13 protein-coding genes are annotated in these 18,787 nt (G+C 55.2%); 9 read left to right on the top strand and 4 right to left on the bottom strand.

Annotated elements, in window-relative coordinates:
- Positions 1-372 precede the first annotated feature (372 nt).
- Both RBB82_RS25685 and RBB82_RS25680 read right to left on the bottom strand, forming a co-directional pair.
- Positions 373-3,189, bottom strand: a complete 2,817-nt coding sequence (locus RBB82_RS25685) for a protein kinase domain-containing protein (protein WP_433975969.1) — start codon at positions 3,187-3,189, stop codon at positions 373-375.
- Positions 3,179-3,760, bottom strand: coding sequence for a sigma-70 family RNA polymerase sigma factor (locus tag RBB82_RS25680; RefSeq protein ID WP_433975968.1), 582 nt, complete (start codon positions 3,758-3,760; stop codon positions 3,179-3,181). Before RBB82_RS25680 ends, RBB82_RS25685 begins: the two co-directional genes overlap by 11 nt.
- Before the next feature lie 223 nt (positions 3,761-3,983).
- Here RBB82_RS25680 and RBB82_RS25675 point away from each other — a divergent pair, with 223 nt between their 5' ends.
- Together RBB82_RS25675 and RBB82_RS25670 are read left to right on the top strand one after the other, a co-directional pair.
- Positions 3,984-4,676 (top strand): hypothetical protein, encoded by a 693-nt coding sequence (locus RBB82_RS25675; RefSeq protein WP_433975967.1) that lies wholly within the window; start codon positions 3,984-3,986, stop codon positions 4,674-4,676.
- A gap of 495 nt (positions 4,677-5,171) precedes the next feature.
- On the top strand, positions 5,172-5,315 hold the full coding sequence (locus RBB82_RS25670; protein ID WP_433976028.1) for a hypothetical protein: 144 nt from the start codon (positions 5,172-5,174) through the stop codon (positions 5,313-5,315).
- A gap of 391 nt (positions 5,316-5,706) precedes the next feature.
- Here RBB82_RS25670 and RBB82_RS25665 read toward each other — a convergent pair whose 3' ends face one another.
- Together RBB82_RS25665 and RBB82_RS25660 are read right to left on the bottom strand one after the other, a co-directional pair.
- Positions 5,707-7,323, bottom strand: a complete 1,617-nt coding sequence (locus RBB82_RS25665; protein WP_433975966.1) for an AsmA family protein — start codon at positions 7,321-7,323, stop codon at positions 5,707-5,709.
- A gap of 927 nt (positions 7,324-8,250) precedes the next feature.
- Positions 8,251-8,670, bottom strand: a complete 420-nt coding sequence (locus RBB82_RS25660) for a hypothetical protein (protein WP_433975965.1) — start codon at positions 8,668-8,670, stop codon at positions 8,251-8,253.
- 190 nt (positions 8,671-8,860) lie between these two features.
- Between RBB82_RS25660 and RBB82_RS25655 the strand changes: the two genes are divergently transcribed.
- The 7 genes from RBB82_RS25655 (at position 8,861) to RBB82_RS25625 (ending at position 18,685) form a co-directional block, all read left to right on the top strand.
- A complete protein-coding gene (locus tag RBB82_RS25655; protein WP_433975964.1) occupies positions 8,861-9,421 on the top strand; it encodes a sigma-70 family RNA polymerase sigma factor in 561 nt (186 codons plus the stop codon).
- A 21-nt stretch (positions 9,422-9,442) separates the two neighbouring features.
- Positions 9,443-12,367, top strand: coding sequence for a protein kinase domain-containing protein (locus RBB82_RS25650; protein WP_433975963.1), 2,925 nt, complete (start codon positions 9,443-9,445; stop codon positions 12,365-12,367).
- Between the two features lie 393 nt (positions 12,368-12,760).
- Positions 12,761-13,828, top strand: coding sequence for an IS110 family transposase (locus RBB82_RS25645; RefSeq protein WP_433970952.1), 1,068 nt, complete (start codon positions 12,761-12,763; stop codon positions 13,826-13,828).
- A gap of 1,077 nt (positions 13,829-14,905) precedes the next feature.
- Entirely contained in the window at positions 14,906-15,907 is a 1,002-nt protein-coding gene (locus tag RBB82_RS25640; protein WP_433975962.1) for a discoidin domain-containing protein, read from the top strand.
- Positions 15,908-15,997: 90 nt separating this feature from the next.
- A complete protein-coding gene (locus tag RBB82_RS25635; RefSeq protein ID WP_433975961.1) occupies positions 15,998-16,981 on the top strand; it encodes an NAD-dependent epimerase/dehydratase family protein in 984 nt (327 codons plus the stop codon).
- 265 nt (positions 16,982-17,246) lie between these two features.
- Positions 17,247-17,381: a hypothetical protein gene (locus RBB82_RS25630; protein ID WP_433975960.1), complete on the top strand. Its 135-nt coding sequence runs from the start codon at positions 17,247-17,249 to the stop codon at positions 17,379-17,381.
- Between the two features lie 926 nt (positions 17,382-18,307).
- The gene (locus RBB82_RS25625; RefSeq protein WP_433975959.1) at positions 18,308-18,685 is read left to right on the top strand and encodes a hypothetical protein; all 378 of its coding nucleotides are present in this window, start codon (positions 18,308-18,310) and stop codon (positions 18,683-18,685) included.
- Positions 18,686-18,787 lie beyond the last annotated feature (102 nt).

Raw genomic sequence — 18,787 nt, 5'->3', positions numbered from 1 at the left:
GGCTCCGCTAGGCTGCCTGCATAATCGCCCGGGAAAAGCGCCGGCGCGAAAGTCATTCCTTCAACAAAACAAAGGTAGTCTGCCGATTAGACCGCTTGTCCCCGCGGCTACGTGCCGTTATTGTTCTACTTCTTCGAGACCCTGTGAATCACACTCGTCGCCGGCCGGGGCCGTAGCGACGCTGGAGATACTTTCTCAGTCCGGAGCAATAAAGATATCAAAGGACGGTCCATTGGGCACCGATATCGTGCCGGTACAGTTCGAGTTCACAACGCAGCTGGCGAGGAGTAATCGCTGGTTGTAGAGAACGGGATCGAACGATCCCGTTCTAAGTTTTGAACGCTTTCGACATCGCCAGCTCCCATTTACGAGTCACTTCGGCCAACGGACATTCAGCGCATAGACTTCCTGGGTCCCGATGTTCCGGGTGAATATCGGCGATCCATCCGGTGCAATGTCGATGCTGCCGACCCATCCCAGATCTCGCGCCCGGCTGGGCTCCTTCAGGCTGGTGATCATCTCGATCTGGCGATCGGCGAGCCGTAGCCTCCAGGCCTTTGGATCTTCGCCTCCGGTCTCGTAGTAGACATACTTGCCGTCCGGCGAGACCTCCCAGATACCGTTCGTGGCCACTGTGGCTAGATCCGCCCATTTCAGTGTCCTGAGGTCAAAGGTCAGAAACTTCGCATTATCTTCTTCCCGGAGGCCCAGGATACTGTTCTGGTCGATCCAATAGCCGAGTGTATCTTTGGACGCGGGAACAACTGACGCCTTTCCCGTCCGCATGTTGTAAATCGCTAACTCCCCCTTGATATAGATCAGCAAAAGATTTCCATCCGGGGACCAGTTTCTCGCTTGCGCCCAATTATCGTCATCCCCTTTCGCGACCGTTTTAGGCGGAAGCAGCCCATTCATGTCGACCACCATGAGCTCGTTTGGGGCTGCAGACGTGAACGCTACTTTGGTTCCATCCGGAGAGATGATCGGGTTATCGACTACCATCGGAGGGTAGGTCAGCCGCATCTTTTCGCTCCCGTCGCTGCGGCTGCGCCACAGACTTCTGTCGGGGTAGGAATCGTAAGCCACCCATCGCCCATCCCGGGAGAAGGTCGGGAATATCGCAGAAATCCCGTAGAGAAATGGCAGGAACTGATGAGATTTCATTTCGTAGCAAACCAACTCGCCGCGATCCATCGTTCCGATCGCGAAGATCTGCTTCCCATCCCGACTCACAGACACCCCTGAATAGGAGAGCGGCCCCGCCGTGAGCTGGATTGGCCTGATTGATCGGCGAAAGAGGGTCTTTTCCATCGGGATCGCCCAAATATCGCGTCTGTGGTCGCCGCTGACATCCTGATTGAGGAGGTACTTGCCGTCGGCGGACCAAACCCCGCGACCCGCAACAGGAGTATTGTCGACAATGCGCATCCTCTTGCCATCTGACCCAACTTCGACCAGGGAACGACTAGCGGACAAGTATTCCGTGAAGACTATTCGCCGCCCGTCGGGTGAAACACTTGGGGAAAAAGCAGCATTTCCCACGGAAGCAAGCTTGCGCGGATTCGCGCCATCTGCGTCGGCGACAAATAAATCCCAATTCTGACCGAAAACCAGTTGGCCGTCAGGAAAATATCCCACGCCTCCAGTCTCCTCAAGAGCCCCCAGCCGGCGCGGCTCTCCCGCCGGAAGCGGAATCAACCATGGGAGGCCAGTTGGGGGAATATAAGGCCGAAACCTGCCGGTCGCGACGAGGGCTGCTGAACCATTGGGCGACACACCGAGGATAGCGACATCGTGGAGCGAGCTGTCAATCGAGGCGGTCGGACCTCCGGTGACCGAAACCTGTACTATCTTCCAACTACCCTCCAAACCCTCATTAAAATAAACCCGCGACCCATCCGTGAAAGTTGCTCCCGTACCCGGCTTCGGTTGACCATCATCGGTGAGCGGCGTGACCGACTCCACCACCGGAACCGCAGGCGGTGTTCGCCACCAAATGACGACCTGTCCGGCAAGCGCAACCACCGCGCCGGATGCGACAGCCGACCATGCCCAGGTCCGTCTGGAGCGCCGGCCTCGTCCTATCGCAGGAACCTTTGCGCCGCTCGATTCCGACAACGCCTCCAGTGCAAAGGCCAAATCAGAAGCCGACTGAAAACGCTGCTCCGGGTCCTTCTCGAGGCAACGTTGGATCACCCGGGCTAGAGCCGGAGGTGCGCTTGGCGCAAGCTCAGAGATAGGAGGAGGTTCTTCGTTCAGGATGGCGGCCATCGTCTCCGCCGCGGTCGGCCTTTCAAAAGCCCGCTGTCCCGCAAGCATCTCGTGCAGGATCGCGCCAAAAGCGAAGATGTCCGTCCGTCCATCGACGGCCCGCCCGCGCACCTGCTCCGGGGACATATAGCCGACCGTGCCCATCACCATCCCGGGCTCCGTCCCGTCGGCCATTCCCGTCTCGTCAGAACCCGGCTCGCGCCCCGTAAGCTTCGCCAGCCCGAAGTCCAGCACCTTGATCCGGCGCGGTTTTATCACGAAGATATTCGCCGGCTTGATGTCGCGATGCACGATGCCCTTGGAGTGCGCCGCATTGATCGCCCCTGCGATCTGCGCTCCTAAGTCGATCACCGTCTCAAGCGGCAGCGGCTTGCTCGCGATCCTCTTCTTGAGCGTCTGGCCTTCGAGCAGTTCCATCGCAATGAAGACTTTGCCATCAACCTCATCGACCTCATAGATCGTGCAGATATTCGGATGGTTTAGCGCCGAAGCCGCTTGCGCCTCCATTCGAAAACGCTGAAGCGCCTTCGGATGCCCGGCGACTTCCTCGGGAAGAAATTTTAGCGCCACCTGCCGACGCAGGTTTAAGTCTTCGGCTCTATAGACCACTCCCATACCACCGCTACCGATCTTCTCCAGAATGCGATAGTGGCCAATAACACCCTCGGCCACTCCGCAGACGGGACTCGGTGCAGACGAAGGGGCAGATCGCCGCGCGGTACCGCCTGTAGCGGCAAATGCAGGCGTCTCGATAAAATCAGCCGCCTTGTCGTGCTCGGCGAGCAGGGACTCGACTTCCAGTCGTAATGCTTTATCGCCGGCGCAGGCCAAGGCCAGTACCTCATCGCGCTTGCCGTTGCCGGCCTCTCGCGCCACGTGAAAAACGCTCTCGACTTTGCGCCAGCGATCAGGATTCATTGGTCTTGCCACCCATCTCGCGCAGCAACCAGGCTTTCGCGAACAGCCAGTCGCGGGCGACTGTCTTCGTCGAGACCTGCAAGACCTCTGCAGATTCTTCCAGGCTCAAGCCGCCAAAGAAACGCAGCTCGACCGTCCGGCTCTTGCGTTCATCGATCAGCGCGAGCGCCTTGAGCGCGTCGTCGACGGCGAGCACGTCTGCATGCGATGAGGAAGAGATCTCCGGGACCTCATCGAGCGTGAGGACATAACCGCCGCCTCCGCGCTTCTCCGCCCGCCGACTGCGTGCAAGGTCGGTAAGAATCCGCCGCATCTGCCGGGCGCACAGCGCGAAAAAGTGGGCTCGACTCTGCCAATCCACCTCTTTCAGGTCGGAGAGCCGTAGGTAGAGTTCATTGATCAACGCGGTGGCCTGCAGGGAATGGCCGTCGCGCTCACGGCACATGCAACGCCGGGCAGCCTGGTGCAGTTCGCGGTAGATCTGTGGCGTCAACTTTTCCAACGCCTGCTCGTCGCCGCCGCGCCACGCCTGCAGAAGCTCGGTGATTTCGTGTCCGGTGCCTTCGGTCATCGGCGACCTCTGCGGAATGGGCAGTCTGCTCTTAGCCTGAAATGCTACCACCGCGCGGCCACTTCTCCCGTTCTTCGAGGCTGCGACGAATATTTTTCGCTTGAGTGTCCATTTTTGTTCGTGCGTCTCGCTAAAGGGAGTGAAAGACAAGCAGCCGTGTGGAAAGGACATGTGAAATCGCATGAACGCACAAACCTCAATCTCCCAAGGAAATAGAGAAAGAATGGGGGCTCACAGCTCTATTTCAGTCGACCCTATCTATCGAAAAGCAGGATGGGCAGCGATCGCTAGCGGGATTATCGGTGTCACTGCGTTCGGCCTGCTTACTGCCGCCGTGACAACACGTACGTCGTGGGTTCCATCCGACCGGATTTATATGCTGTTTGATGCTCACGACATCGGAGTTGCTTTTCAATTTCTCTTGTTGATCCCGGCTGTATTTGGCCTGCGGGCGCTCTGCCATCAAACTCCGCCAGGGCTTGGCAACGCCGCATTCGCGACAGGCAAGTGGGCCGTTATCTTTGTCGTTCTCCTGATAGTGCTCGGCGTCGGTGGCAAGATTGTGTCAAACGGCCATTACATGCTTCCGCAAGGGATATTTGGAATATGGCTCATCGTAGTCAATTGGCGCTTGTCCCGATCACTTCCAGTGTGGCTCAGATGGTTTGGCATGGTTGTTGGGTTGGGTCTAGCGCTTGTTGGGGCTTGCTTTGTTGGAGTCTGTTTTGTCTATCCGAGCATGCTTTATGTACCCCAACCGCCCATGGAGAGTATCAAGGAGGTAAACTCCGTTGCCAACACCTTTATCCATCAGCTTCTCCCTTACGCTTCCTATATGGGTGTCGCCACACTACCCATCTGGACCATCCTGACTGGTTTCCAACTATTGAAGAAAAGGCCCGTTGCCATTGCGTAGTTCTCTTTCCACGCTGCCTCCTTTTACGCTTCAGAGATAAATCCGGATGCAAGTCACTTGGCCGTGCGACGAATATTTCTGCTGCGTGTCCATTTTCGTCCGTGCGTTTCGCTAAAGGAAGCGAACGACAAACAGTCGCGTGGAAAAGGATGAGTGAGATCGCATGTGGGTGTTGAAAAACTCGAAATCTCAGAAAACCAGTACAAATTTGGGGATAGAAAATGTCTAGGCAACCTCAACAAATCGTTTGTAGGGCATCCTAACGCGATCTTTTTTCTGAGGATTTTTGCAAAGTGAGTTTTCAACACCTACAGTCCAATGCACTCACCGAGCGCTGGTGTGTCAAAGCGCGGATTATTAGTCCTCACAAACGCCCATGTCGTCACTTGGACGAAGTGTTTGGATGGATAAGTCGCGGAGTTGAGGAGCACTTGGTGTACAAGGGCTGAACTCAGCGATTACTTGCTGATTCAGAGACATCCAAGGAGGCTCCTCGTGACCAGTATGCACTTCATCGGGTTAGACATCCACAAGAAGACGATCAGCTATTGCGTGAAGGACGTGAGCGGTACGGTCCTTTCTGAAGGCACCATTGCTGCGACCAGAGCACAGCTCAGCGAGTGGATGAAGAGCTGGTAGTTGGCCCCCACTACCGAGGGATCAGAGCCGTACTGTTCCTTCCAGATGCGGTAGCTCATAACAGCCACCCGTGCTGCGCCCTCCTGATCATCAGCTTCGGTCAGAAGCCGGCCCACCCAAGGTTGTACACCGAAGGTTCAAAAGAAGTTTCCGGAGACGTATTCTCCGTTTCGTGTATCCGCCTGCGCCTCTGACCCCGCTCTGCGAACGCCAAGCGGTGCGTTGCCAGCTTGCAGTGCGCCCAGGTCCGTGAACTCGTCAGTGTGTCGCGAAACATCTTGTACGCTTCCCATGGTTCCCGGAAACAAATTTGCGCTCATTAAGCTGGAAACTGAGGAGTTTTCTGTGTTTCGGGAGGTTTGTCGGCTAAACGCGCTTTCCTGAGCTTGAACTATTTCTTCTTGCCAAAAAGTTTAGAGATTTTTTTCTTTATTGTTGCGGCGTTGCCTTTCATCACGCCGTTCACATCAGCGGTGATGACGGGCTCTTCTGCTGTGCCTGTAATGGTGATGGGGACGCCACTGGCATTCGAAGGCTTGGCTGCGTCAGATGTGCTGTTCAGCTTTGTGAGGAGATTTACTCCAACCTTATTTAGACCTTTCGTGCTCGTGACTTTAGAGATCAAGTGGAAATTGAGCTGTCCGGAGGGTGACACCGTGCCGCTGCCGGTAGAGACACCAAGTGCAGGCAGGACTGAATAGATCTTCGTGCTTTCACTGCCTGCTTTGGTGATGCGCACGTCGGCCCGGGAGACATCTATGACGGCCGTATCACCAGTTTTGATGCCACCCATAGCGGCGATACCAGCGATCTTGGAGGCGATGTCGTAGCCTACCAACGTTGTATTTTTGATTTCGTAGGAGCCGACGATGACGTTGTCTATCGGCGAGCCCTTGATGGTAAAGTTAGCCGACAACGTTCCGCCTTTGAGTGTCGCACCGTTCGGGAGCTTTACGCCGACGGCTGACATAAGCGCCTGCAGGTCGTTGAGGGGGACACTTTGGGCCAGTAGCTTGAGGTCGAAGATTGGAGCGTTTGCAGCGAATTGATAGTTGCCCTTGATGTGAATCGCGATAGCGCCGGTCTGAAAGGCGAGATCGGAGACTTGGCCACTGTTGCTGTTGAGTGAGTGGACAACCTGGTAGCTGACATCAAGAGGGTACGGGGCGGCCTTGCCTCCTTTGAGGAGGATGAGTTGCTCGGCGTGTACTTTGCCGTCGCCGGTTACATTCATGCCGTCTGAGACAATGTGCGCATCGAGGTCGGCGATCATGGAGATTCCGGCCGCTGGGTCAACATATCCGGCGACGACAGGGTTGAGGTGCTGAATTTTGACCTGTGTGTTGAAGGTGGTTAAGGCGGCATCTTGCGGATTGATAGGCCCGACGGTCCCGGAGACTTCGACCTTGCCATCGCCGGGCAGCGAGGCACTCACCGTAAAAGGAAAAGCCTGGGCTAAGGAAAAGTGCTCCAACCTGACGTTGAGATGGTCATAGACCTGGGGATTTTTCGGCAAGGGCAATGTTTCTATCTTAGCGTTGCCATCTTTGATGATGATCCGGTCGACCGGGAGATCAGGTAACGAGGTCGGTCGCTTGGTGTTCAGAGAGTCTGTGCCGTGACCCACGGTGGAGAAGTTCCAGGTTCCATCCTCGGCGCGGACCAGATGGATTTGGGGAGCATCGACCTCGAAGCTTCGAATGAGGAGTTCGCGGTGGAAGATCAGAGGCTTCATCTGAACGCCGATGTGTAGGCGTTTCGCGGTAAAGAAGGGCATTTGGCCGAACTTAGGATCTTCGGCTATGGCGAGATCGTTCGCCTCCAGTCTTCCTTTCGTGAGGGAGAGGCTTAGATCTCCGAGGGTGACCTTGCGGGAGAGGGCTGTGCTGAGTCGACTCTCGATCGTAGGACGAAACGTGTTGGCGTTTACGAAGAAGGGAATGGCTGCCGCTACGACTATTGGTAGTACTACGACTGCACTCAGACCGACCTTAACCGACTTCTTCATGAATCCTCCGTTGTGGCAAAGCCGCACCCCATCGTGACCGACTTTCCTTATCTGAAGGCTTCAATGGGCAGAAAGGATAAAGACTGTCCCGCGCTTGTCAGAAAGTCGCTCGATCTAAATCGCTGCGGCACCATGATGTTTCTCGTCAATGCCTTGTGAGACCAAAGGTTGAGTGCCGTACCTTGCCATAATTGTGGACGGTCGCACGTGATAACGGAAGAAATGCTCAAAGGATTACGTCCTGCTTCGACGCTAAATAGTCGACGATCTTTTGAGTTAGATAGATGCAATCGCTGGCTTGAAAGAAGGATCAAGAGGGAGAAGATCCGAAGACGCCCATAGGATTCTCCTTAGTAAATTACCGACACCGATCCAAAGCAGATTATTCCGGATCACGGGCGGTCCTGAAATAAACCCCGAGGTTCCTTCAAAGCCGGGATTTCCGAAGGTTCGATTCGGGTCAAGCCAATTTCCGAAATCCCGTATTGTGGGAACTGACCATCAGCACGGCTGTCGATCACTTCCGCTTAGTCGACTTCTCAATGATCAGTTGTCGGTGAAAGAGCATCAAGAGCCAGACGCGCATCTTTTCAAAAGCGCAGACCATAATTTCACCTCGCGTCTTTCAGACTTCTTCAATGGCCAGATTTACTGCTCGGGGTTGGATGCTCCCCAGTCACCGAAAGCTGGACCGAGATCAACAGGATGGTCGCTAGAGGGTTCGATAGCCGGGTCTGGGCTTGCGCCCCACGATTCTTTTCTGGTCTTCCGCGATATCAGCACCCAGGAAATCTATACACTTGAAACGAAATGGCCATCGGATACTTAAGTGAAACAGAAGCAGTATCAGATGGTACGAGGCAAACGAAGCCCGCAGGGTCTCACAGAGTCCCTCCGGGCTTGCAGTTGGAATTGTGAGCAAGCATTTTAGTTCTCCGAAGCGATCAGCACGACTTCGTCTTTCGATCGGTTCTTTGCCAACTCCTTTTGCCGCGGGTTGATTTTGATCTGGCTGCCTGAAAAGCTGTTCCGGTTCCACACTTCGGCAAGGAAATACTCGTGGCCGTAGTGATAGAAAACCAGCTTGGCGTGGGCCGTAGGTTTCTGCGACCTGCATGAACTCGAAAGAACGACTGATCCGGCGTTCGAATTCAGGTTGTGGACTGAAAGTGCCGGTCCCCCCCAGGGTCCCATAGCTTCAACTTCATACTTGCCGGCCGGAAGTTGGACATTTCCGGCGGCGAATTCGAAGGGCACGGTTACTTTAATGTGGGTGGTTTGCGCTTGGGCGGCCGCGCTCATCAGCAGCGCGAGGGACATCGCGAGTGACAACAGATTCTTTTTCACGGTAGGTCTCCTTTTCTTGTGATGGCCGAGCCCTTTCGAACTTGGTCTCACTATGGAAAGCGGGAAAACCGCCGACTCCCCGCCACATCTTTCAAAGAAATATTCCCTGACTAAAGGGGACGAACCGTTACACGGCCCGCAACTCGATGGAACTTGTGCCTATAATTGCGCATCTGGAAGAGGGCACGACATGGGACCCGATCCGGGCGAGATCACGCAGCTGCTGCAGCAATGGCGAAGCGGCGACCGGCAGGTGGAGGACAGGTTGTTCGAACTCCTGACACCGGAGATGCACCAGATTGCCGAACGTTGTTTCCGCCGCGAGCGGCCCGGCAATTCCCTCCAGCCAACCGCGCTGGTGAACGAAGCCTTCCTTCGCCTGGCGAAGTCAAAGGACCTGGATTGGCACGATCGAGGTCATTTCCTCGCGATATCGGCCAGAGTGATGCGCCGTTATCTGATCGACCACGCGCGGGCGCGGCCCGACATTCTGTTTCTGCCCATCGAAGGACTTCCGGATCGCTTCCTCGGCACCCGCACCCCGTCGGAACTGGTGATTGAGGTTGACGAGTTGCTCGACGATCTGGGGCGAGAATCGCCCTCGAGACGGGCCCTGGTCGAACTCAAGTTCTTTCTCGGGTCAACCGATCAGGAGACCGCCGATGCGCTGGATATCACCCTGCACACCATGCAGCGGGAGTGGTACCGGGCTCGCCGCTGGCTTTTCGAACGACTGACTGGGAAGACATAACTAGGAGTCCTACAAGGAACCATGACTGACAGCCGAGAAGAAGACGAACGGGTCATGAAGATACTGGCGGCTGTCCGCCGGAAGCCGGCGGAGGAACGCGAAGCCTATCTGCGGTCCGCCTGCGGAGGCGACGAAGACCTACGCCGCGAAGTAGCGGACGCCCTTTCTTGGGAAGACCGCATGGGCGGATTCCTGCTGCAGCCGGTGGCCGTGATCGCAGGCGAAAATCCTCAGCCCGACTTTGAAGTAACGGCGGTGCAATTTCCTGCCGGGCTGGTGATCGGACAATACCGCATCGAATCGAAGCTGGGGGAGGGCGGGATGAGCACCGTTTGGCTTGCCCTCGATACCAAACTTGGGCGCCATGTTGCGATCAAGTTTCTCTCCGACGATCTCGCCAATGCGGAGGCGCGCCGCCGCTTTCAGCGCGAGGCGCAGATGGCGTCTTCGCTGAACCATCCGCACATCGTGACCGTGTATGACATTGGTGAATTCGAGGGGCGGCAGTACTTGGTCACCGAATATGTCGACGGCGGGACGCTGAAAGACTGGATCAAGGACAAGCCGAGGACGCCGAAGGAGGTCGTCGAGTTGTTGACCGGCGTGGCCGATGGCCTGGCTGCCGCGCATCAAGCGGGAATCCTGCACCGGGATATTAAGCCGCTCAACATTCTGGTGGCCAGAAACGGCTACGCCAAGCTTGCCGACTTCGGCGTGGCGAAGCTTGCCGAAAGCTCTACCATCGAACTCGCGGCAAACTCGCAGGAAGGGCCAACGCGTCTAGGCCTGATCCTCGGCACGATCGCCTATATGTCACCTGAGCAGGCCTCAGGCCAGCCTCTCGATTCGCGCAGCGATATTTTTTCCTTCGGCGTGATGCTCTACGAGATGCTCTCCGGAAAGCGCCCCTTTGGCGGCCGGACGGATTTGGAGGTCCTGAAGACCGTCATCCACGGCGAATTGCCGCCGCTGAGCGAAGAGGTTCCCGAGGCCTACCGAAACGTCGTCGAAAAGGCACTCGAGAAGAGTCCGGCGGAGAGATACCAGTCCATGCGGGAGATGGTTGTCGACCTAAGGCGAGGCCAGCGCTCGCAGCGTTCGCGCGCTCCCGGTGTGGAAGAAGCGATTGCGCCTATCGGACTGAGACGCGGGCCAACCTCTCCTAAAGTCTGGTTGAAGATTGGAGTCGGAATACTCGCTATTGCGGCCGTCGTCCTCGGAGCCATTGGTATCTTTCGCCGGCTTTGGCCCCGAGTCCAGCCTACGCAGGAGCAGGCTAACCTGACTTCTGTTCCCTTGACGGCCTTGGCGGGACAGGCGACGTCTCCGGCTTTCTCCCCAGATGGATCCAGAATCGCTTTCGCGTGGAACGGTGATCCAAAAGACGGTACCAAGGACTTCGATCTGTACGTGAAGGCCGTCGGAAGCGAAACTCTTCTTCGCCTAACGCAGCAAGGCTCGGCATCGATCAGTCCGGCGTGGTCTCCCGACGGCACGCAGATCGCTTTTTACCGCATGGCCGGCTCTGACACTGGAATCTATGTTGTGCCCGCGCTTGGCGGCTCTGAGAGAAAATTACGCTCCACCCGAATGCCTTCGACTAACTACTCTTTCATAGGCGGGGCGAATGTCGCTCTCGTCAACTGGTCGCCAGACGGCAAGTGGATCGCCTTCGCGGATGTGCCGCCAGGAGAGGAACATTCGAGAGTATATCTCCTCTCGATGGAAACACTGGAGGCCACGCAAATTCCAATCAGTCCGATGTGTGTTGGAGAAGGCCTGCCAGCGTTCTCCCACAAGGGTGACTATCTCGCATATTGGTGCTTTCTTAGCGGGCCGGCGTGGGCCGTTCTATATTCCTTGCCACTTCCAGGTGGCCAGCCGAAGATGATTGCGACTGTTGAAGCTTATCCAAATGGGTTAGCGTGGTCGGCTAACGACGAGAAACTAGTCTATTCTTCGTATTCCGTTGGAAACGAGAGCTCACTATCTGAACTCGGTGAAGTTACTGTGGCCAACGGGGCAACAAAGAAACTCGACTTCGCCGGAAGCGCAATGACGCCGACACTCTCCGCGAGGGGCGACAAACTTGCCTATGCCTCTGTCTTCACCAAGTTAAACATTCGACGTCGAGACCTTCTTCACACGGAATCTCCTGGCGTAGATCTCATCCCTTCCTCGCGGATGCAGTTCTATGCTCGATACTCTCCGGACGGGAAGCGCATTGTCTTTAACTCCTTTCGGTCTGGCGTGCAGGGAGTCTGGATCAGCGATGACGATGGCAGTAACCTGGTGCAAATCTCAAACCCCCATGATGCGAGTGGCAGTCCGCAATGGTCGCCGGACGGAAACAAAATAGTGTTTGACTCGCATCCTCGAGAGCGCTGGGAAATATATGTGGCCGACGTAGCCGAAAGGAAGCCTAGAAAACTGGTCACAAACATCTCCGACCTGATTCGGCCTTACTGGTCCCGCGATGGAAAGTGGATCTATTTCAGGTCAGAACAATCGGGTAAGGCAGGAGTCTATCGTTGTCTCGCCTCGGGTGGAGACGCTGTTTTGCTCTCCAAAGACATCGACGGATACGACCCGCAGGAGTCATTCGATGGGAAGACGGTATACTTTGCAAGCCGCCCGGACAAATCGATTCTGAAGAGAGTCCCTCTGCCGGAGCAGCCCGATACGCAGTTGAAATTTGACGGATTCCCCCGCCTGAGAAACTACACCCTCTGGACCCTCTCTCGCACCGGTATCTATTTTGTTTCCGATGAGGCGCCTCGGTCTCTCCGCTATTTTGACTTCGCCACCAAAAACATACGGACAATCTTTGAAGTGGACACGGACTTCGGTCCCGGCCTATCGGTATCTCCGGATGGCCGCTGGATACTTTACACACAAGCTAGCGACGCAACCGGCGACATCATGCTTGTCGATCACTTTCACTAACAACGCGGGGACTATCGGCGATGGTACGAATGGTGGCGGAGAATCCGTCGAGGTTCTAATCAAAAAGCAGGGGATTGCTAACCTTCGCTCTTGGCACCGAGCGCAGCTTTCAGATCATCGACTTCTCCGGCATCTCGCTTACAATATTCACTCGCACACCGGAGCTTAAGTGAAGGCTTTTGATCATGCGCTCAAGTGGGCAATTCCGTGGCATAGCATTTCGGGACGAGTCTCAAACTCGTTTTTCGTCACTCTAAGCTCTTGTGTAGTCGGCAATCCAGACTTTAGTAATCTCAATTGGTGACAAATCGCCGAGTCACGCAATATAAAAGGCGCCCACTTTGCTGTAGGTTGTGGTTATTCGTATCACCACCTACCGAAAGGAGCGCCGTTATGAGCCAAGAGAAATATATCGGCATGGACGTCCACCAAGCAACGATCTCGGTTGCAGTCACGGATTCCCGGGGCAAGTTGATCATGGAAAGTATTCTGGAGACGAAAGCGGCCACGATCCTTGAGTTCCTCCAGGGGCTGCACGGAAGTTTATCGGTGACCTTCGAAGAAGGGACCTCTGCGGCCTGGTTACATGACCTGCTGAAACCTCACGTCACCCGTCTCGTGGTCTGCGATCCGCGCAAGAACGCCCTGTTGAAAGACGGCAGCAAGAGTGACCGAATCGATGCGCGAAAGCTGGCAGAGCTGCTGCGTGGCAACCAACTCACGCCGGTTTACCACGGCGAGCACGGGATGCGCACCTTAAAGGAACTAGGTCGCAGCTACGTGACCATTACGCAGGATCTTGTCCGGGTCATGAGTCGAATCAAAGCACTCTACCGAAGCTGGGCCATTGCCTGCAGCGGTACCAGCGTCTATGCACCGCGGCATCGCGCAGAATGGTTAGGCAAGATCCCGGAACCCGGAGTTCGTCTCCGGGCCGAACGGCTCTATCAGCAACTGGATCTGCTGCAGCCGGTGCGTCAGCAAGCGCGACGCGACTTGCTGACCGAGAGCCGCAAGCATCATGCCGTGAAATTGCTTCGCCAGATTCCTTCGATCGGTCCGATTCGTGCAGCCTTGCTGGTTGCGCAGCTGCAGACGCCACACCGTTTCCGTACCAAGCGTCAGCTGTGGGCTTACAGTGGTTTCGCGCTGAAAACCCACGACAGCGGTGAGTACCGCTATGTCAGAGGGAAACTGCAACGAAACCAGGAGCGCATGACCGTGCGCGGCCTAAATAACAACCACAATCCCGAGGTGAAGAATCTCTTCAAAGGGGCTGCGATCTCCGCTAGCACTCACCCTGGCCCTCTGTACGATTTCTATATTGCTCTTCTTGAGAAAGGGATACGACCGACGATGGCGCGTCTCACCCTGGCACGAAAGATTGCCAGCATCACTCTGACGATTTGGAAGAAAGGAGCCGATTTCGACGCCACACAATTGCATCGGCAAGAAGCTTGAGCGTCTCTGATGAAGAGGCCTTTCCATCTCCGGCGATTCTCTCTGGTGGTGGTCAGTCGGGTTCTCGAGACGCTCGGTTCGAGGTGAGTATCAGTCAATGAGTTTGGCCCTGTGTGCTTCGGCACCGAGTCACTGAGTCACGCTATGCCTCCTCGGATAACCAGAAATAGCGATAGGCCACGAGCCTCTAATAGAACCATGGTTGACACCCAAATACCAAGGCCCGCTTGCGAAGTCTAAGACTCGATCGGCGTCGTCACCACTGGAAGATGAAAGCCACGGATATGCAAACAAGCCACAAAGGAACCTCTCGAGCGAATCGAGGGGCACACTCACAGGCAGTGGGCTGGATCTCGAGACAAAAATCTTCTCGCTGTCCGGTCGAGGGGAAAACTTTTTTCTTGACATCCCTTTTTATAGAACTCATTGAGCATGAACCTGAAAGGGAGATCAGCATAGCCTCTTCAATGGCCTGGCCCAGGTGATTCAGCAGAGTGGATTGGACGGACAAGGAAAATTAACTTTGCGTGCAATCAGCGAAGGGCTCACGGCGGGCGAAGTATTGATGTAACTCCCGCCATAGCACGCCCGGCTGTGCCTGAGATTTTAAATCCGCCTTTGGTCATCCAGGAAGAGATCGCCGGCGATCGAAAAGCGCTCCCGCAGCCCGATCAGCAAGCTCTCGAGACGGACATGAATAGTTGGAGCGATGTTCATCTTGGCAGGTGGTTGGTCCCGTTCCGTGACGGACGTTTTGCAGTTTATCGTGCACGCTTCACACCCGGGCAGGGGCTCAAACATCTGGTGGTCAGATCCTGCTGCGAGTTGTTGCCGGTAAGGCTGAGCTGTGGATCGATGGGAAACTCGTCGGAGAAAGGACGAGCGTCGAGAGAAAAGACATGACGGTCACTTGCCCGCTGGTGAAGGCGAAAGAACCGTTAGCGTGCTAATCAAGGCTGCAGGGCCAGACGCACCAGCGGGACTCGGCGGAATCGTAACGGTGGAATAGACTGGTCGCGGAATGCCGCTCAGTGAAATAGGCCATGCAGTTCGATTCTGATTTAGAAATGGAAGCCTATGATTCGCAGAACTCGTTATTTTGCGCCACCTGTTTTACCGCTTGTCCATGCCGCCGCTTCTTGTACGCTTGTGTTGTTAGGGAGCTTTGCCGGTGGCTTGCTTGCCGCAAGTGCTGAGTCTCCGAAGTCGAAAGGTGGCAATCAACCTCTGTTTCGTCTTGAGGTGCAAGATGGGCACGGAGTTGTTGTCGCAGATTCGGGTAAGGATCTCCGACACTCTGATGGAGCGTCAGCTGTGCTGGCCTTCGATCACGAGTACGCAGCGGGGGACCGCATTGTCGTAACTGGTCCTTCACGAATTGCGGTACGGGTAGACGACTGGATGCCTGAATGCTTGGTTTATCTTGCAAACTCTCCACAAACAACTTTCTCTTTCGACATTCCCTACGGACAGGGAGAGCCACAGACGCGAAGCCCGTTTTCACGGGATAGTTTCACCGGTAAGTGGCATCGGGTGACAGCACGCTCATTGACGACTCAAGAGCTTTCCGGCTATCGCAATCTGGCGATGAATGCGTGCGATCAGGAGGTTCACCCGCCAGGGGTAGAAGGGACTGCGACTCAACAGCAGGCATCTGTCTTCCCACATGCCTCCACGAACAGCGTGTCCAGGAGCCTGCCTGACTTTCGGGCGCGAAATGCAATTGACGGTATGACGCAAAACGGCCATCACGGCATATGGCCCTACCAGTCGTGGGGGCCGGAGCTTCGCAATGACCTCTGGTGGAAGATCGATTTTGGCAGGCCTGTTGAAGTGGATAAGATCCGCCTAATGGTTCGCGCGGATTTTCCTCATGACAGCTACTGGCAAAGCGCCGTCATCGAGTTTTCCGATGGTGAACAGTTGCCTATCCAGATCAGCCAATCTGCCGAGTTTCAAGAGTTTACTTTTCCCAAGCGAAGCGTCTCATGGGTGCGGCTGAACAAACTAGTGCCTGCCGATCCCGCGAGGTGGTGCAGCTTTATCGAAGTAGAGGCGTGGGGACGGGACCAGAAATAGCTCTTCCGGCAGCTTACTTGCTCAGTCTTGAACTTGAACCGGTTGGCAGGAATACTAAATCGCGACAGCATTATCGAAATGGCGGATCATATGAAGCACATCCTGGTAACCGGAGCGACCGGCAAAGTGGGCTCTCATTTTGTCCGGCACCTTTTACAATCCGAGAATCACCGTAACGTAACAATTCGTGCGCTCTGTCACACCCGCCTGCCTGAACCGCACGAAAGGCTAGAGGTTGTGAAGGGAAGTATCTCTGATCGGGATGTAGTACACACCGCGATGAAGGGGATTACTCATGTCGTCCATTGCGCGACCTGCAAGGAAACTCCCGATAGCGTAATGGACGTTGCTGTCAAAGGATTGTTCTGGCTTCTGGAGGATTGCCGTCTCAGCGAATCGTTCAAGCAGATCGTTCTGATTGGAGGCGATGCTGCCTTGGGACATTTCTTTTATCCGCATGCGCTGCCCGTGACGGAACAAAAGAGGCACAGTGCTTACCCTGGATGCTATGCACTTTCTAAGGTTCTGGAAGAGGTGATGCTCGAGCAGTATTTCGTTCAATACAACCTCTCTGGGTGCTGTCTAAGGGCGCCTTGGATTATGGAGAAGGACGATTTTAAGTATTCACTCTCTTTTGGCGAAGATGTATTCGGTGGCCCAAGGTGGCGAGACATCGTCGGGACGCAACGCGCCGAAGAATATATAAAGACTAACTCCGTTCCCCTTATGCTCGATCAGGAGGGCAATGCGATTAAACGCAATTTTGTCCACGTCAATGATTTGGTGGAGAGCATGGTTCTGGCTCTGGATCACCCGAAGGCGCGACAGCAGACGTTCAACATTTGTATGGATGAGCCGATTGATTACCAGCATGTCGCAGATTATTTGCACCTGACACGAGCAATGCCTTCAATCGAGATCAAGACTCCGTTTTGGTCGACTTGGCTAGACAATAGTAAGGCAAAATTTTTGCTCGGATGGAGACCGCGCTACGACCTCAAACGGCTGATAGAAGAAGCTTGGTCTTACCAGCGAAGCGAAGCCGATCCGCGGCATGTGTGGTATCCGGGCTGAGCATCTTTCTTAACATTTTTATCGGTGATCTGCTTGGCTGGCTGGAACCAATCCGATGACTCTCAGTCGAAAAGAACAGGGTAAAGCACTCAGTGACCGTGATCGGCCTGAAATGGCGGTTCTGCGTGGATGGCGAATCTTCCGTTATGGAATGGTAATGTCTGAATGGGCGGTGCCTCCGCGCGGTAGGGTCCGTGTGTAGCACGACACCCCATTTGACCGTGTTAGTTTCTGGAGTACGCGAACTCAGGAGGAAACTGGAGCGATGGCTGGGTTTCGGGGTGTGGGAATTCACGTTGTGGCGATTGCCGCTACCGGCTCCGGCATGCTGCAGCAGCCATGCTTGCCGGAACGCAGGAGACGGCGGAGAAGCCGGCGTGGTGCAAGCAGCGTCAAGTAAAGGTGAAAAGAAAAAGCGCTCAAGCAGGATCAGAAGGCCCACGCGGCACAAGCGAAGGCAGATAAGCTTCAAAGGCATGCCCTGGACAATGGCAAAACAAAAAAGGCTGAGAAGGCACAAGATAATGCGGATCGCGAGGCAGAGAAGCTTGCGTCCACCAGAGATGATCAAACTTAGGGTGTCGCAGTCCACTGAACTGCGACGATGGTATTCACCCCACACTTGAGCTCTTCGGTGGCCATTTCATTTCAACCCGGTGCGGATGCGAAGAACTTTCGCTTATAGGACTTCCTACTCGGCACCTTAAGTTTCCGTCTGCTTCTAAGCTCGACGGATCAAGACAAGCCGCAGCAGAACGCGGGCATCAGAAGTTTCAACCGCCGACCCCTTCTTCAACCGGTTTTTTGCATCATACGAGTCGAAGGGCGCTCTAAAGGGGGCATATGGCGGCAGAGGAACGGCTCGAAGCTCACAGTACGTTGAGTATGGTAATTTCGTACGCCACCGTGACTTCCGGCTTTGTAGCGGCCTACCTGATGTACCGGCGTCGCGAATCCATGTTCTACATAGCAAGGAAGACTGTCACTAACCCAGTTGGGTCGCTGGTTTCGGAAGTCAAGCACGTTGTTTAGTCTTGACCGATGGGAGGAACAGGATGATAAATCGTCAAGAGAAGCTCCTTAACTACGGCCTAGTCGGGAAGGTATTGATCCTCCTTGCCGCATGTTTTGCAACCGTAGGAGTATCTGGATGCTTGGTGGCGGGGTACTCAAGCGGCGGTGGCTGGTTCGTTTGGCCTGGAAGTTTAGGGCTCATCGTGATCGTCCTCCTAGTAGTTTTCTTAGTACGGCGTCGGTAGCGGTCCGGAGCGCATTTCGAACCATTCAAGAAGCTAATCCAAATTTAGTAGTCGGGCATAGTTGCGAATGACTCGAATTGTCTGGCAATTGTGCGCGCTTTCGTTGCGGGCAGTCAGCGCAGCGGCACAAGACATGAACCTCAACCCTACGAGGCCCACGATCGCCAACAGTGCCGCCATTCAAAGCAGGGGAGTCCTTCAAGTAGAGACGGGCTATGACGCCTATCCTCGGAATCCACCCGGCAATCAGCAGACGTTGGATACATTGTTTACTTACACTCCCCTGGCTCGACTCAGACTGGATTTCGATTGGTCGGCGTTCAATCATCAGCAGAACGAAGGGGTCCTGACAGATGGCGTCGGTACAATTCAAATCGGCGGAAAGGTCAAGGCAAAGAAGGAACAGTACCATCGGTTCGCACCGGGAGTTGCAAGCCGGAAGTAATTCTCAGTTGGCGAGAACAAGGGCTTCTCACTCATTGTGCGGAGTCGGTACTAAGCCAACCGATTGGGTAGCGGACAAAGGGAGGTTCCGTTTGCAATCTGC

Source organism: Tunturiibacter lichenicola, from assembly GCF_051013355.1.
Taxonomy (GTDB): domain Bacteria; phylum Acidobacteriota; class Terriglobia; order Terriglobales; family Acidobacteriaceae; genus Edaphobacter; species Edaphobacter lichenicola_F.
Note: the sequence above shows the minus strand (reverse complement) of the source record. Positions and strands in the feature narration are given on the sequence as shown.

Coding starts and splice junctions, on each gene's coding strand:
- RBB82_RS25645 (WP_433970952.1), top strand. CDS start 12,761: ATGAGCCAAGAGAAATATATCGGCATGGACGTCCACCAAGCAACGATC.
- RBB82_RS25680 (WP_433975968.1), bottom strand. CDS start 3,760: ATGACCGAAGGCACCGGACACGAAATCACCGAGCTTCTGCAGGCGTGG.
- RBB82_RS25665 (WP_433975966.1), bottom strand. CDS start 7,323: ATGAAGAAGTCGGTTAAGGTCGGTCTGAGTGCAGTCGTAGTACTACCA.
- RBB82_RS25625 (WP_433975959.1), top strand. CDS start 18,308: ATGACTCGAATTGTCTGGCAATTGTGCGCGCTTTCGTTGCGGGCAGTC.
- RBB82_RS25685 (WP_433975969.1), bottom strand. CDS start 3,189: ATGAATCCTGATCGCTGGCGCAAAGTCGAGAGCGTTTTTCACGTGGCG.
- RBB82_RS25650 (WP_433975963.1), top strand. CDS start 9,443: ATGACTGACAGCCGAGAAGAAGACGAACGGGTCATGAAGATACTGGCG.
- RBB82_RS25640 (WP_433975962.1), top strand. CDS start 14,906: ATGATTCGCAGAACTCGTTATTTTGCGCCACCTGTTTTACCGCTTGTC.
- RBB82_RS25630 (WP_433975960.1), top strand. CDS start 17,247: ATGGCTGGGTTTCGGGGTGTGGGAATTCACGTTGTGGCGATTGCCGCT.
- RBB82_RS25635 (WP_433975961.1), top strand. CDS start 15,998: ATGAAGCACATCCTGGTAACCGGAGCGACCGGCAAAGTGGGCTCTCAT.
- RBB82_RS25655 (WP_433975964.1), top strand. CDS start 8,861: ATGGGACCCGATCCGGGCGAGATCACGCAGCTGCTGCAGCAATGGCGA.
- RBB82_RS25675 (WP_433975967.1), top strand. CDS start 3,984: ATGGGGGCTCACAGCTCTATTTCAGTCGACCCTATCTATCGAAAAGCA.